Below are 14,592 nucleotides of genomic sequence, written 5' to 3'. Positions count from 1 at the left end.
GGTTAGCGTGAAAATCACTGCGAATTCGCTAAAGGGGCAACTTGACCAACTCGACAAACAATTTCAGCTTGTCGAAGCTACCGCGAAGTCGTTTGAAACCCTGAATGGAAAGGCGTCAGTAATTCTCCACACTGCGCTCCACCAGGTTTTCGAATTTGGGGAAGCTTTACTTTCCATTCAGCCGCAACCCGGCGTTGATGTTACCCGAGAGTTCCTGGTAAAGCACAACGTAGCCTACAACGCCCGCACCAAAGCCAATCCATACATTGGCTTGTTGAAGCTGGCCTTCACCGCCAAAGGCAACGACAGTTCGCGCAGCCAATACGCAACGGTACTTGGGTATGCGGCTTCATTAGTCGTTGACCCCAAGGACTTTCCCACGTGGCTTGCTGAAAAGGGAATTGAGGGCTGGCGCAGCGAGGCTTTGGACGCACAGAACAGCAAGGGCCGAGCAAGCCGCAATCGGGGGCGCCAGACCGCAGTACAGAACGCCTTCGCGACGTTGATGGCCAAACCAGCATCCGCTTCGGTTACCCTTCCCGCTGGCATCGAAGCGCCCGAAGGTTTCGCGCTTGTGCTGGCCAAGATCGACGGCAGCAACGGTGCGCAGATCATTGAAGTCATCCACAGCGATCCCGCGAAGGTGGAACCTATCTTGCTCAGCTTGGTCGATGCGCCGGTAGTGGCAAGCAACGAGAAGCTGGCCCCATTCTTTCGCGCCATCGACCTCATCATCAACACCACGCCGGATGCCACGCAGGGCAAGCCGCGCAACCTGTTGATCCGCAACCAGACCAAGCGCGGCAAGCGCACAGCGATCATTGAGGCCGTATCGGAAGCTTACAGCTTCCCAGGGGCGAGCATGACGCTTGAAGGTCACGTTGGTGAACTGCCCATCGACAAGCCGTTCCTGATCGATGCGGCTGATGCCCGATATGTATCCGACCAGTTTGATAAGCTGAGCAATTGGACACTGGATAGCAGCGGCGCGCTGATCGCAGACACGGTGCCGCGACCGATCCAACTGACGGAGATTACTGACGCTGCCGCGTACCGGGTGGCACAAGCCCTGCCTTGCCCCGAGAAGCCCCTACAAGCCCCTGCTAGGGCGTTTGAGGAGGTAGCGGGCTACATTGCTCGCGAGCGGCTGGAGAACAAACAGAAGAACCTTAAGCGCAGCGAGCCGAAGGCCTTTCCAGCATCGGTTGGCTTGTCGATCCACGATACCAAGCTCTCCATCCGTTTGCCCAATTCCGTGCTGTTTGCCGGTCTGGGCGAGACGAGCGCCGAAACAGATTTCGGGGACAAGACGATCGCGGTCAACGACATCGAGGCGGTTGCCTCAACGCTGGCGCGGCATGCCGTGGACGCAACCGGCTGGATAATGGACGGCGATGTTGACGACGCGGCGCTGGTGCTGGAGGTTCATTTCGACAACGACCTCCTCCGCATCGTCATGCCAACCCGCACGGGCAGCGACTACAACCAGGTCTGCGAGGCGTTGGCGCTGTGAAGCAACCGGGCCAACTGCGCACTGACGTGTTTGAATTTTTAGAGCGCGATGAAGTCGGGCAGCGGTTCAATCCCGGTGCCTGGGAAGGTGCTGACGTTCAGTATCTGGACGAATTGAACGCAATCAACGGCCCGATCCTGCGCCAGCATGTTTTCGATGCGTTCAGGGTAAGCACGCACAAGGGCATCACGTATTCGCTGGTGTGGGGTTACCCCAGCGGACGGACGTATGCGGGCACGGAAAACGACACCAATCTCAAAGGCGCTCTTCGCAATCCCGAGAGGCTGGTCGATGCCGTGGACAGCTTGATCTACGCATCGCGCAACGCACTTGAGACGGTCAAACGACTGAACCGGCAACCCGGTCTAGGCATCGCCAGTACAACAAAGGTGGCTTACTTTGCGCAGTTGGAAACAGGAGCAGGCAAATGCCTTATATTCGACCGCCAAGTCACCAAGGCTTCCCTTACTCTCGACTATCCTGAACTTGCCGCTTTTCAAGCGGAACTGCGGTCGCTGTATGCCAAGAGGAAGACGAATGCCGACCTCATCAACGTAATAGCCCAGGCCAACGCAGCCTATCCCATCTATCTCGACCATGCTTACAAGTTGGCGCGGGTGATCGGACGCGGCGTTTCCGGCGACGAGGTTGAACGCTTCCTGTTTGAACAAGGACGTGAGATAGGTTGACCCCAGCACGAATGCCGGGGCCTCCTTTTGACAGCGCGACTTGAGCAGCCCTTGTGGAGCGTTGCGTCATCGCATCTATTTACGCGGACCTTGTTTGACTTTGAAGCCATGCTTCTCGCACCATGAACGATAGGTTGTCTTGCTGGCCTTGCTGATCGTCTTGTCCGGGTTGGTGAACCACATTTCGATTGTGTACTCGGGATAGGCGCGCTTGACGGCCAGCATCTTACGACGATCCCCGGCGTCGAACAAACCCTTGGCCTCCACGATGCGCTTGGCTTCCTGATCAATAAAATCTGGCAGGTAGGTACATTCGAGGACATACGACAGCTTGACCGCTTCGTAGGCAAAGCCGGGTCCCAGGTCGCGACCGCAACGCGCCTCGAATGGATTGCGGTAGTTGCTCACGCTTCGTTCTTCGACACGGCTCCCTTGGCGTTAATCCAAGGCAGAGCCACCGTTGAAACAGGAACACTGGCTGGCCAGCGCACTGCTACGGCGCGGTTCTTCTCAATCCAGGTTTCGCTTACGCTGTCCCCCTGGTTGCCGCCCAGCACTCGATAGGCAGTTGCGTTCTGTCCGACGAGGAAACCCACGTGTCCGCCGCCTTGACGCTGGAAAACCACGACCGCGCCAACAACGGGCTTACAAGCCTGCCCCCACGTCGCCCAGGCACTCGCTCTCACGGCAATAGGTGCTGGCGTTAACCCCGCTTCGTTGACGCAATGCGCCACGAACAGTCCGCACCACGGCACACTGTCTGCGCCATACGCGATCCCAAGTAGCTTAGCTCCAAGTCCCTTTGCCCAGCCGATGATTGTCGGGTTGTTGGCGGCGCCGGGATACTCTTTCAGGCCCACATACTTGCGGGCAACATCAATCCATTTTTCCATACCAGTAATTAGTCATCGGCTAACTCCGGAATTTAACGCCCGACTTAACTCGATAAGTCAGAGAATAAATAGATTGGAGAACAAAAAACAACTCCGCGGAGGAGCCAATGACAAAACTACGCAAGAAGGATTTCAAAGTCGAATACGACGCACTGGTCAACGCAAGGCACCGTTGCTCCAACCCGAAGAACGCTCAGTACAAGGATTATGGTGGCCGCGGACTTCAAGTACATGAGTCCTTCCTTGGCCCTGATGGCTTTTGGAACTTCCTAGCCTCAGTCGGACGCAAGCCAAGTGCCGACCTTACGCTTGATCGGGTTGATAACACCAAGGGCTATGAACCGGGCAACCTCGCTTGGACCTCACGCAAAGTTCAGCAGCGCAATCGCCGTCCTACCAAACCCCGCATCATCGACCTGGGATGGGGCTCAAAATCTCACACCGTCTTTTGTTACGATGGCAAGAAGACTCGCACTTTCGACAGTCCGCTAGTTCCCCTCAATGACCAGACACTCAGCCTGTACGAGTGGTCCCAGCTACTGGGTATAAACGCTAGGACACTTCGCCAGCGACTACAGCGCGGCCTCACTCCAGCACAGGCGCTTGTACCAACGTTGTTCGATACCTGGGGCAAGCCTCGCGATGGCGGTCCAACAATCCACTAAAAGCAAAAAGGAGATAACTCCCATGACATTTGAGGAAGAAACCCGCAAACTGTTCAGCAACCTCATTGAGCGCATGAACCGGATTGAGGCCGATTTCGCGCACAACAAGACCGTTGACCCTAAAGCCGTAAAAATCGAAGTTGATACGTCAGCGGTAGTGAAAGCAATTGCGCAGATTGAGTCCGCGCTAAGTGACATCCAGGCGAGAGAACGGGCTACGATTGATGGCAAGTGAGCTAACGCTTGAAGAGCAAATCGACGCATACCGACAGGACATTGTAGCGCTGCTCCGCAAGGACCCGCATTGTCCGATTGCGCAACTTCTCGGGCAAGCGCTCATGGACTTGTACTTAGAACTCTAGAAGATGGCCGGGGCAACCCGGCCATTCCCATGACCGCCCTACCAATAAATAGAGGTATGATTGACGCCTCGGGAAACATCACACTCAATCGCGCTGCTGACGAATATATCCCCTTGAGTTGGGTAGATGACCAGGGCGTCGAGATCGACATCAGCGGAGCGGACCTCCGCTTTATCGTGGACAAGGGCTTCTCCCTTGTTCCTGACCGCGACCCCAACAAGGCCAAAGGTCGGTTGCTCCACTTCACTGAACTTCACGCGCAGAGCCTAACCAAGCCGCGCCAGTACGTTCTCCTGCTCACTCAGGGATCGGACAACACAGTTCTACTGAGCGGCACGATCGATGCCACTGGGTTCAAGCCGTGATCCAGATTCGATCAGTTCACCAAACAATCCAACTTCAAGGCAAGTTGGCTCCCAAACTCACAATCGGTTCGCAACCCGCGCAGTCGATCAAGCTGGTGAGCAGCGGCCCACCCGGCCCGCAAGGCGTTCGCGGCGAAACTGGCCTGTCCGGCACAGCCCTCATTCCAACAATCCTCGATGGAGGTAATTTCTAATGGCAACTACACTACGCATCAATCGTCGCGTCACTGGTGCTGCTGGCGCTCCGTCAAGCCTCAAGTCCGCCGAACTGGCCTACAACATGGTCGATGGCATCCTGTATGCCGGTTATGGCGATGACGGCACTGGCACCGCGACAAGCATCCGAGGCTTCGCCAAGGACGATTACGATCCCAAGCATCGTCTCCCCGTCAATGGAACGTCGGGTCAGGTTCTCACCGTGGATGGAAGCGGTAACGCAATTTGGGGACCAGCGCCGCAGACCGGTACGAATTACACGGCTGGATCGGGCATTACGATCACCAGCGGCACGATCGCCGCCGACACGGCGGTTGTCGCCACGGTAACGAGCGTAGGGCTCAAGGCCGATAAGGCATCGCCCACATTCACGGGTACGCCAGCCGCCCCCACGGCAACGGCAGGTACGAACACCACGCAACTTGCGACGACCGCGTTTGTCAGCACGGCAGTCAGCCCTAAGGCCAACAGCGCCAGCCCTGCGTTCACCGGCACGCCAACGGCTCCAACGGCGACCTCGGCAACCAACAACACGCAGTTGGCCACCACGGCATTTGTCAGCACCGCTATCAGCAATCTGATTGGTGGCGCGGGTGCGGCATACGATACGCTCAGCGAGCTACAGACCCTCATCCAGAACGACATGAGCGGCTTATCGGCGCTGACGACGACCGTTGACGGCAAGCTGACCAAGGCCAGCAACCTATCGGACCTCACCGACTTTGCTGCCGCGCGCACCAATCTCGGCCTGGGCACGATGGCTGTTCAGAACGCATCGGCAGTGGCGATCACTGGTGGCTCGATCAACGGCGTGATTTTGGACGGAGGCACATTCTAAATGGGTCGCAACTCCACTATCAGGTTTATCAGGACGACGAGGGCCAACCTCAACGCGCAAGCTACGGCTCTCGCGCTGCTCGCGGGTGAGCCCTACTTTATCACGGACGAAAACCGCTACGCGGTCGGAACTGGCACCAGCAGCTATCAGACATTCGCCAAACAAGGCGAAGCCGAGCAAGCCGTCCGCAATGCTCCCCTCAAGTCCGAACCCAGCAGCGCCGATCAAATCGTGTTGTTGGACTCGAACTCTGCGACGACAAAGAGCGTGCGCTTCGACAGTCTGAAGACCGCTGCCGCTCAGCCACTGCGCAAGCCGTCGGTGCTATTCTACTATGGCTACCCCATTGGCTTTAAGGGCATCTGGGAGACCAACGCGGTCATCGACGCGATGTCCAAGTATCAGGTTTATGTCTGCGGTGCGGGCTATGAGAATCCAGATCAGGAGGTTTACGCCTCGACTGTTCAGATTATCAACGGACTCCGGACGCGCGGTACGAAGGTTTATGGCTACGTCCGCATGGGACCAAGCAACACCGATGCGCAGCGGAAGGTCGCAATCGACCGCTGGGTAACAATTGGCGTCGATGGCATCTTCCTGGATGAGTACGGTTTCGATTTTGCTGTCACGCGCAGTCAGCAGATTGATATTGTGGGCTACGTCCACGGCAAACAGCTACCTGCGACGGCCAACAGTTGGATTTTTGAAGAGGCTGTCGTTGATACCAAAGCGCAGTTGCCTTGGTCGTCCGACGATGCGCGGTATCAGCGTTTCGTTCAGTACAACCCCAACGACTTGCCAAGTCCGCTCCGCGCTGGCGACAATTATCTGGTCGAGAATTTCGCATACGATCGCAACGGCGTCACCAACAAGTTCAGCGCGCAGGAGCGTTTTGAACTCATTCGCCAGCGGAACAAGAACCGTGCTGCGCCTCTGGCTTTGTGGGCTCTCACCGTCTTGCCCGAGAGTAGCCCTGGTGTACTCGACACCTCCAAGATGGGATCGCTGACACTCGATCAGGCAACCCACTACATCGCCGCGAATGCGTGGATGTACGACATTGACCTTCTAGGTGTCGCGGGCGGCTCCATCGGCAGTAGTTCGATGGTCATAGAAGTGAACATCCCCGGCCTACCTGTTGCGGTGAACCTCTCCAGCCTCGCCACCTATCAGCCGGTCAACAACCTCGTCACAGAGGTATTCACACGACGTTTGAGCCCGTCATATCAGCTTACCGTAACGAACTCCTCGACCGCGCAAACTGCCACGGTGACGAACGATTATGGCGCAGTCATTAGCAACACGCCGGGAACTTCCACCAGCGGCGGAACTGGTGCGAAGGGAGATAAGGGCGACACCGGAGCAATGGGACCGCAAGGTATCCAAGGCATTCAGGGCATCAAAGGCGATACCGGCGCGACCGGTGCGACAGGCACGAATGGTACCAACGGAGCCAAGGGAGATACTGGCGCGCAAGGTATCCAAGGCGTCAAAGGCGACACCGGAGCGACGGGCGCAACAGGTGCCAGTGGCGTGGCAACCGCCGCCGGTGACAACAATCAGATCCAGCTAAACGCCAATGGCAAACTGGGTGCGAGCTATTTGGCTTTTGATCCGGCAACCGGCATCATGGACATTGGCGGTGGTGCGAAATTGCGTGGAGCGAACCCGGCGCAGCACGGCATTCTCCAAGTCAGCGACCCTTACGCTCTGGCACCGTGGCGCGCACTCGGACCTCACGCCGGTTATACCAGCACCCGCGAATGGCAGCCTGTGACTGGAACGACGGTTTACAACAAAGCCATGTCCACTGCCGCAACGGGAACGGCCACCACCCAAAACATCAGCAATAGCCGATGGCTCGCAGAACCCGCGCTCAACTATGTGGCGGCGGCAACGGCGGGAACGCAAGCCACGTTCAACGTGACCAATCCGGTCGTAACGAGCAGCACCGCGAACACAGGCGGCTGGCTTGTTTCGATCCGCATGAGCGTGAAAAACTGGGCGGCTGGCAAGCGTTGGTTCGTAGGTATGGCAATGAGCACCGCCACACCGGGCAACGTCGAGCCCAGCAGCATGACGAACATCTTCGGCATCGGCTGCGATAGCACGGACAATAACGCCTACCAGATGTCGCGTGGCACCGGCTCGGTTACAAAAACGTCCATCACCGTGCCGGGCGATCTCGGTGGCGAGAATGTGACGTTCTCGTTCAAGTGTAATCCCGGCTCCACGCAGATGTTCAGCGGCCTGAACCAAGGCGGTTTCGCTTACGCACACAGCACTATCGGTACAGCGGGCCTTTGGTATCCAGTCGCTTGGGTCAGCAACGCGGCCTCGGCCACCACGATCACGCTGAGTATGAACCGCGTTTACGTGGAATACCTGACGGATTTCTAACCGAGACCGATTTCGCATAACCCTTGCCGAATCATGTTCCCTTTTTGTACCACGAGACATGGACGGTTTCACTACCCTGGCTCATTACGTGAAGGCCCGCGCCGATATGCGGGTAAAGTGTAGGTGTGGCCGGGAGGTCAATCTGCCATCAGCCACGCTTGGGGCGATGTTCGACGCTTGGCTGACCATCGAGCAAGCCACAGCACGGCTGAAATGTAAGCGATGCTTTCAACGCGGAGCAGCCACCGTAAGCCCGTCACATGGCCGCTGACCGACTGCTCATCGACCTGTTGGAAGGCAACACACACGCCAACATCCGATGCCGCTGTCACCGAGTCGTTACGTGGCGCAGCAGGGAATTGATTGAGAAATTCGGTCAGGATGCCACCGTACACAAAGCGCAAACGCGCATGATCTGCCAGCAGTGCCGTTGCCGGGGCTGGGCACGGATCGAGCCCGCGCAGCGGTAATAGCTATACGTGACTTGTACAGAACTGCGGAAAGCTTTGAATTTCCCCTGTATGACATACGGGTCAGCAGCTTATGGCCGCTGACCATTAGTGGTAAGAAGAGCCTTTAACTCTGCCACCGTAAGCCATGGTTTCGCCTTGTGGATCACCCTATGGCAATTGGAGCAAACCAGTGCCAAGTCGTTAGGTGTGGTTTCGTCACCTTCGACCATCGCATGAACCGGATTGGTATGATGCGCTTCGATAAACCCGTATCCACGCGGGCCATACGTGGCAACAAAGTCAAATCCGCACGCCTCACATTCCAATTTGCCATAAACTTTGAGCACGGCCGACTTCTTGATCGCAACAACCTTTCGATCACGCTCGAGCGTCCGGTGAAGGCGGTAGCTTACCTTTCCTTCTTTTGCTTTGTAACTCTGGACCTCATCGAGAGTCTCCTCGTCCATTCCGGCGAACGCGCCTTCACGGATCGCCTCAGCGGCCACGGCTAAGTCTTGAGGCTTTCCGACAAACTCCAACCAAATGGCCTTATCCAGCTTGCTTGCGCCGCCGAGCCCCTTACCCCCCTTGTTCGTGAACACCGGATCAACGCTGCGGAAGTTCATCATCTTCATGATGACGCCGCTAGGGTTGCGATAGGTGGTCCAGCCCACTTCCGTAGCCATCTGACGAAGCAGGGCCGATACTTCGATCACGTCGGGATGCTTGACACCTGGATCCCGGCCCTTGTGCTTCACGTAGAGATCGAGAGCGAGGATGATCTGGTCCCGGGTCCAAAGCGGGTTCTTCAGCTTTTCGGGGGTGGCCGGTGCCGAGCCTACGGGAGCAACAAATGTGAAGCCCTCTCTTAGCAAAGGTCGGATCGATGGCTGACCGCCGTAAAACTCGTCGGACCGGAGGGCATCAGACTGCCCCGGAAGGTAGCCGAACGCAGCGCCAACTATCGCCTTGCTGTCATAGCTGTGGCCTTCGTGCCAAACCAGGTGGGTGCGAGCCTCTCTAAACCCATACTTTTCGAGAAAAGCGGCTCTTCCAATACCGTCGTGCTCAGCCATGGCAGCGAGAACGCTGTCGCGCGTTATCAACGTCGGTTTCCGTTCAATCGGCATTGGTTGGCGCTTCCCGTCCTATCTTTCATAGGTTCTACCAGTCGCGCCGCGCGAGTGTCCAATTGATAGTATTGAGGCGCATCCGCACAAAACAGCGCAAGTCATAGCCTGACTCCGATAACGCACAGCTCAGTAGATTAAAGCCGAAACCGACGATCTGGCGATCGGAAGCAATTTGCGACAAGTGTCATCGCCTACTTTTAAAGATCAGTTATCCTAATCGCATGGACAATCGCGTCCCCAAGATCGACCCCAAGCGGCCGAATCTGCTGAAGAGCATATATACGTTTAACTTCTTCGGCTTCAATGACGTTACCAAAACCCCTTACGCTGTTTTCATGTATGTCTGACGCCAGTGATACATATTTTTCAAACATACGATGTATGTCGCCGGGAGGCAGCAAGACCTGAGCATCTCTGCTAAGATTGATTAGCTTCGCCATGTTATCTCGTGAGATTTTGCCATTCGATACAATCTCTCCGCGAATGGGCTTGAAAGCTTCCCACAGGGGCAATCGCTCTTTGAATAAATCCAGGCGCAATTTCTTGTTTGCGGTTTCGACACTCGCCCGTTGGAACGCGCGGGTCGACCGCCAAACCGCTAACGCAACACCGGCAGTCGCGACGCCCGTGAAAGCCTTGATGAACAAATCTAGAGAATGCGCCGCAGTGGTCGCTATCGCTAACATGATGGCGACCGACCAGAACAAAAAAGCGAATGCGATCGATCCACTTTCTTCTACCCACGCTTCTATCCGGGTGAGAACGCGCTCGTAAACGTCGGCCTTTTTAATCATGCCGCTTGTTAGCCCGCCGGACAGGCAGGCGAAAGCTCGGAGCGACTAAACACCGTCCAAGCTGAGGCTTGCCCCCTATAACGCACGAGTCGGTGAATAGCAGTCGATGCCGACGATCACAGTTCGTCGGACACATCCTCTGCCTTGAAAATCACGATGCGCTTTAGACGCCCATCGACTGCCTCTACTCTGGAGAAGGTGATGCGTATCGGAGCAGGAATACGATTCGCGTATCGATCAATCCCCGCAGATAGAACGCTGACGGTTTTTGGATCGGCTTCCTTCGAAACTCGAAACGGTATCGTTCGCTTCAGATCGAGGAAGTATGCGCGACCCGTCTTGTCGTTTACGTTCAACGCCGAAATCGCGACATCCTGCGTGCCGTCGTCAGCCTCAAGGCTGTCCATTAAGTAGCTCTTGGACTCGCTATTGAATCGTACAACGACCTTCTTCGTTTTGGTTTCTTGGATGACAATCTCGGCGGCGGTCTCCCCAATTCCATAATGCGCTTTTTTCAGCGCAGGCTCGATGGCCTCAACAAGCGCATCAATGTCACCGCTTCTCGACTCGTTCAGTTGTTCCACCGGCTGGCTGATAGACGTCGGCTCTTCGCCTATTGCCTTGCTCATAGTGAGTTTCGATAGATCATAGATGGCGTTTGTGGCCAGGCCGAGAGCTAGGGGGCCGCCGACAGTAGCCACCAACTTCCAATTGAAGCTGCCCTCCTCCGTTCCCTCAAGATAGAACTTCACGGTGTCGTCAAAGGGGAACCTATGCCGGACTGCCCCGGTGGCAGCGTAGTGACCGATCAACGTCAACGCCCGCGCAATACCAGCAGCACTTTCAATACCTGCTAAGGCTTCGAGGTGGCCCCGGTCAGCATCCAAACCTCTAAAGCTAATAGTCCACTCAGTCATCAAACGCCCCCGGTAATTTGGGTCGCAGTGTAGACACCATGCCTTAGCAGACCAGCTTCAATTTTAGTCGATTTTGGATCAAGTCCCGGCTTCGGACGTGCGCCCACGGTAAAGGCGGCGCACATAAAATCAGAGTTTGACTCCTATAACGCGCGGGTTAGGGCGTTGTAGCCGTAGCCTACTGCCGCGCGATTTTCTCGAACGTCCGCTGACGCCCACTTGCGGACATTCCACGGGCCGGGGTGACTGCGGGTTACGCGCCAGTTAGGTGAGACTGCTAATAGCGATCGAAAGTCGATCAGCCTTCAGGAGAGTGTCTGTGCTTTTTCACACCATGGTCGGATCGAATGACATCGAACGGTCAAAGCGCTTCTACGACACGGTGCTCGCCACCCTGGGTGCAGGCGAAGGAACGCGGAACATCGCCGACAGCGGCCATACCCGTCTGATCTACAACAATGGTAACGGAACCAACTTCATCGTCAGCCAGCCGATCAACGACGAACCGGCAAGCGTCGCTAACGGCAGCACCGTTGCCTTTTCCTGCGACTCGCCCGAACAGGTGAAGCAGCTTCACGATACCGCCGTTGCCGCTGGCGGGACCTCGATAGAAGCTCCGCCGGGACCGCGCGAAACTGCCTCCATGGGCACCATCGAGCTGGCCTATTTTCGTGACCCCGACGGCAACAAATTGTGCGGAATTCATTTTCCTGCCTGATTCGTTCGATACGGGTCCGCTTCTGTCGATAGCGGACCCGGTCATGCGATCCCGCGAAGACCCGCTTTCCTCCAATCCCGGACATTCAGTGGCCGCGCAAATCTGCCAAAAATAAAAGTTTGACTCCTATAACGCACGGGTCAGCAACGTATAGCCGATCGCCGCCCCCGCTCCCGCCAGCGCAGCGATCAGAGGCAAGCGCGCGTGCAGTGCCAGCCAAGGACTTAGCGCCAGCAGACGCAACACGATCAGCATCGTCGCGGCTACCGCAGCCGTAATATGCAATCCGCTCACCGACAGCAGATGCGCGAGGCCAGCGCGGCGCATCGCCTCCGAATCCTCTTCGCTGATCGCGCCGACGTCGCCAGTCGCGAGGGCTGCGGCGATCCCGCCCGCGCTGCCGTCCAGACGCGATACGATGTGGTGCGACAGCGCGACGCGGATGCCGGCTCCCGACTCGCTCGGCGTCGTCACAACCACCGGTGCGAAACCTCTTCCTGTCGCTCCGATCCCGCCGAACCAAGCAACTCGGGCGAAATCGTAGGCGCCCGGAACCGCGGGCAGCGGCGGCGGCATCAGCCGGGCCCGCAGATGCACGACCGCTCCCGTTCCCAGCGACTTCGGCGCATCCGCTTCTGCCAGATTGACGCGGACACGGTATGGCAGGGCGACCGGTTGCCCGTCGGTCTCCACTCCCTTCCCGATCTGCAGCAGCGTTAGCCGGACCAGCTTGCGCGCAACCAGCGGTTCGATCGCCTCCACCTTGGCCGAGAAACTCGCGATCGTCGGTCCGCCCAACACCGGCCGGGCCACCGACTCTGATCGAGCCCAGATAAGCCCGAGCCCCAGCGCCGCCGTCAGCAACCCGATCGCCAAAGACCGCGCCGCACGGCCACCCTGCCCCACCGCCAGACACGCCAGCCCGCTCGCCAGCAACACCAATATCACCAAGCACCACGCCGCCGGGTCCGGCAGCGCAAACCACAGCGCTATCCCGCCACCCAGCATCACCGGCAGCCACAACACCAACTGGTCGCGCTCCGCCTCGAGCCAGCGTTCCACAGCCAGCCCGACGACAGCCCCCCATCGCGGCACGCCCATTTGTCGCCGCCAAGGACGCATGCTAGGGGCGGCGACGGCTGTCATGGCCATCGTTTCTCCATCGTTTCATCAGTCTGGGAGCACCCGCGGTTGGGCGCAATATCTGATACGGGCACCGCCGCTTCGGCCGCACCCGTGGTTACCCGTTTCGCCCCGTCGCCGACGGGGTTCCTGCATCTTGGCGGCGCGCGCACCGCGCTGTTCAACTGGCTGTTCGCAAAAGCAAACGGGGGTAAATTCCTGCTGCGGATCGAGGATACCGACCGGGTCCGCTCGACCCAGCCAGCAATCGACGCGATCATCGACGGGATGCGCTGGCTCGGGCTCGACTGGGACGGCGACGTCGTCATGCAGTTCGCGGGTGCCGAGCGTCACGCACAGGTCGCGCACGAGATGGTCGCGAACGGCCACGCCTATCGCTGCTATATGACCAACGACGAGATCGCCGCGATGCGCGCCGAGGCACAGGCCGCGAAGAAGCCGTTGCGCATCCGCAGCCCGTGGCGCGATCGCCCCGAGAGCGAAGCGCCGAACCTTCCCCACGTCGTCCGCTTGCGCGCGCCGCAGGAAGGTGCCGTCACCATCGAGGACCGTGTCCAGGGCGCGGTCACGGTCAAGAACGAAGAGATCGACGACCTCGTCCTCCTCCGTTCGGACGGCACGCCGACCTACATGCTCGCGGTCGTCGTCGACGATCACGACATGGGCGTCACGCACGTCATCCGCGGCGACGATCACCTCAACAACGCGTTCCGCCAGTTGCCGATCTACCGAGCCATGAACTGGCCCGAGCCTATCTACGCGCACATCCCGCTGATCCACGGCCCCGACGGTGCCAAGCTGTCGAAGCGTCACGGCGCGGTCGGCATCGAGGCATACCGCGACGAGATGGGTATCCTGCCCGAGGCGTTCGACAACTACCTGCTCCGGCTCGGCTGGGGTCACGGCGACGACGAGATCATCAGCCGCGAGCAGGCGGTCGAATGGTTCGATCTGTCGGGCGTCGGCAAGTCGCCGTCGCGCTTCGACCTGAAGAAACTAGAGAACCTGAACGGCCACTACATCCGAGAAGCCGACGACGCGCGCCTCGCGCAGCTCGCCGCTGATCGCCTCGGCCACGACCTCCCGACCGGCGGACTGGATCTTCTGACTCGCGCGATGCCCGTTCTGAAGCCACGTGCCGCAAACCTGAACGAGTTGGCCGAAGGCTCGAATTTCCTGTTCAGCCAGCGTCCCTTGGCGATGGACGACGCCGCAGCGAGCCTTTTACAAGGTGAAGCGAGTGCGATTTTGGTCAATGCCCATGCCGAACTTGACGCGCTCGCCACGTGGGATACGGAGGCGCTCGAAGGCGCGGTACGGCGCGTGGCCGAAGCGCGGGGCGTCAAGCTCGGCCAGGTCGCACAGCCGCTTCGCGCCGCGCTGACGGGACGCAAGACGTCGCCGGGGATCTTCGATGTGCTCGACCTGCTCGGGCGCGACGAGAGCCTGGGACGGATCGCCGACCGGATGGCTAGCTGATAAGATTTCGAGGAA

Annotated in this window: 15 protein-coding genes; 9 read left to right on the top strand and 6 right to left on the bottom strand. The window is 58.3% G+C overall.

Features of this window, described 5'->3' with window-relative positions; translation table 11 throughout:
* Positions 1-7: 7 nt before the first annotated feature.
* Positions 8-1,513 carry a hypothetical protein gene (locus C8J42_RS07915; protein WP_133019548.1) on the top strand — a complete coding sequence of 502 codons (1,506 nt, stop codon included), beginning with the start codon at positions 8-10 and terminating at the stop codon, positions 1,511-1,513.
* Positions 1,510-2,202, top strand: a complete 693-nt coding sequence (locus C8J42_RS07910) for a hypothetical protein (RefSeq protein ID WP_165895451.1) — start codon at positions 1,510-1,512, stop codon at positions 2,200-2,202. Before C8J42_RS07915 ends, C8J42_RS07910 begins: the two co-directional genes overlap by 4 nt.
* 75 nt (positions 2,203-2,277) lie before the next feature.
* Here the strand turns inward: C8J42_RS07910 and C8J42_RS07905 are convergent, their stop codons facing one another.
* Together C8J42_RS07905 and C8J42_RS07900 are read right to left on the bottom strand one after the other, a co-directional pair.
* Positions 2,278-2,610 carry an endodeoxyribonuclease gene (locus C8J42_RS07905; RefSeq protein WP_133019546.1) on the bottom strand — a complete coding sequence of 111 codons (333 nt, stop codon included), beginning with the start codon at positions 2,608-2,610 and terminating at the stop codon, positions 2,278-2,280.
* A complete protein-coding gene (locus tag C8J42_RS07900; RefSeq protein ID WP_133019545.1) occupies positions 2,607-3,095 on the bottom strand; it encodes a TIGR02594 family protein in 489 nt (162 codons plus the stop codon). Before C8J42_RS07900 ends, C8J42_RS07905 begins: the two co-directional genes overlap by 4 nt.
* A 107-nt stretch (positions 3,096-3,202) precedes the next feature.
* On the opposite strand from C8J42_RS07900, the gene C8J42_RS07895 reads away from it, so the two are divergent.
* The 5 genes from C8J42_RS07895 to C8J42_RS20335 all read left to right on the top strand — a co-directional run bounded on the left by C8J42_RS07895 (position 3,203) and on the right by C8J42_RS20335 (position 7,941).
* Positions 3,203-3,760 carry a hypothetical protein gene (locus tag C8J42_RS07895; protein ID WP_133019544.1) on the top strand — a complete coding sequence of 186 codons (558 nt, stop codon included), beginning with the start codon at positions 3,203-3,205 and terminating at the stop codon, positions 3,758-3,760.
* Between the two features lie 22 nt (positions 3,761-3,782).
* Positions 3,783-3,995, top strand: a complete 213-nt coding sequence (locus C8J42_RS07890; RefSeq protein ID WP_133019543.1) for a hypothetical protein — start codon at positions 3,783-3,785, stop codon at positions 3,993-3,995.
* 183 nt (positions 3,996-4,178) lie between these two features.
* The gene (locus C8J42_RS07885) at positions 4,179-4,487 is read left to right on the top strand and encodes a hypothetical protein (RefSeq protein ID WP_133019542.1); all 309 of its coding nucleotides are present in this window, start codon (positions 4,179-4,181) and stop codon (positions 4,485-4,487) included.
* Positions 4,488-4,767: 280 nt separating this feature from the next.
* Positions 4,768-5,541 carry a hypothetical protein gene (locus tag C8J42_RS07880; protein WP_207897085.1) on the top strand — a complete coding sequence of 258 codons (774 nt, stop codon included), beginning with the start codon at positions 4,768-4,770 and terminating at the stop codon, positions 5,539-5,541.
* Positions 5,542-7,941, top strand: coding sequence for a collagen-like protein (locus tag C8J42_RS20335; protein ID WP_207897084.1), 2,400 nt, complete (start codon positions 5,542-5,544; stop codon positions 7,939-7,941).
* Positions 7,942-8,482: 541 nt separating this feature from the next.
* Here the strand turns inward: C8J42_RS20335 and C8J42_RS07865 are convergent.
* The 3 genes from C8J42_RS07865 to C8J42_RS07855 form a co-directional block, all read right to left on the bottom strand.
* Positions 8,483-9,523, bottom strand: coding sequence for an HNH endonuclease (locus C8J42_RS07865; RefSeq protein WP_133019539.1), 1,041 nt, complete (start codon positions 9,521-9,523; stop codon positions 8,483-8,485).
* 200 nt (positions 9,524-9,723) lie between these two features.
* Positions 9,724-10,320, bottom strand: a complete 597-nt coding sequence (locus C8J42_RS07860) for a hypothetical protein (protein WP_133019538.1) — start codon at positions 10,318-10,320, stop codon at positions 9,724-9,726.
* Between the two features lie 116 nt (positions 10,321-10,436).
* Positions 10,437-11,237, bottom strand: coding sequence for a hypothetical protein (locus C8J42_RS07855; protein WP_133019537.1), 801 nt, complete (start codon positions 11,235-11,237; stop codon positions 10,437-10,439).
* A gap of 319 nt (positions 11,238-11,556) precedes the next feature.
* On the opposite strand from C8J42_RS07855, the gene C8J42_RS07850 reads away from it, so the two are divergent.
* Positions 11,557-11,955 carry a VOC family protein gene (locus tag C8J42_RS07850; RefSeq protein WP_056418136.1) on the top strand — a complete coding sequence of 133 codons (399 nt, stop codon included), beginning with the start codon at positions 11,557-11,559 and terminating at the stop codon, positions 11,953-11,955.
* 126 nt (positions 11,956-12,081) lie between these two features.
* Here the strand turns inward: C8J42_RS07850 and C8J42_RS07845 are convergent, their stop codons facing one another.
* Positions 12,082-13,107: a ComEC/Rec2 family competence protein gene (locus C8J42_RS07845; RefSeq protein ID WP_243644190.1), complete on the bottom strand. Its 1,026-nt coding sequence runs from the start codon at positions 13,105-13,107 to the stop codon at positions 12,082-12,084.
* Positions 13,108-13,191: 84 nt separating this feature from the next.
* Between C8J42_RS07845 and gltX the strand changes: the two genes are divergently transcribed.
* Positions 13,192-14,577, top strand: coding sequence for a glutamate--tRNA ligase (gltX, locus tag C8J42_RS07840; protein WP_243644187.1), 1,386 nt, complete (start codon positions 13,192-13,194; stop codon positions 14,575-14,577).
* The last annotated feature ends 15 nt before the right edge of the window (positions 14,578-14,592 follow it).

Source organism: Sphingomonas sp. PP-CE-1A-559, from assembly GCF_004340965.1.
Classification (GTDB): Bacteria; Pseudomonadota; Alphaproteobacteria; order Sphingomonadales; family Sphingomonadaceae; genus Sphingomonas.
Note: the sequence above shows the minus strand (reverse complement) of the source record. Positions and strands in the feature narration are given on the sequence as shown.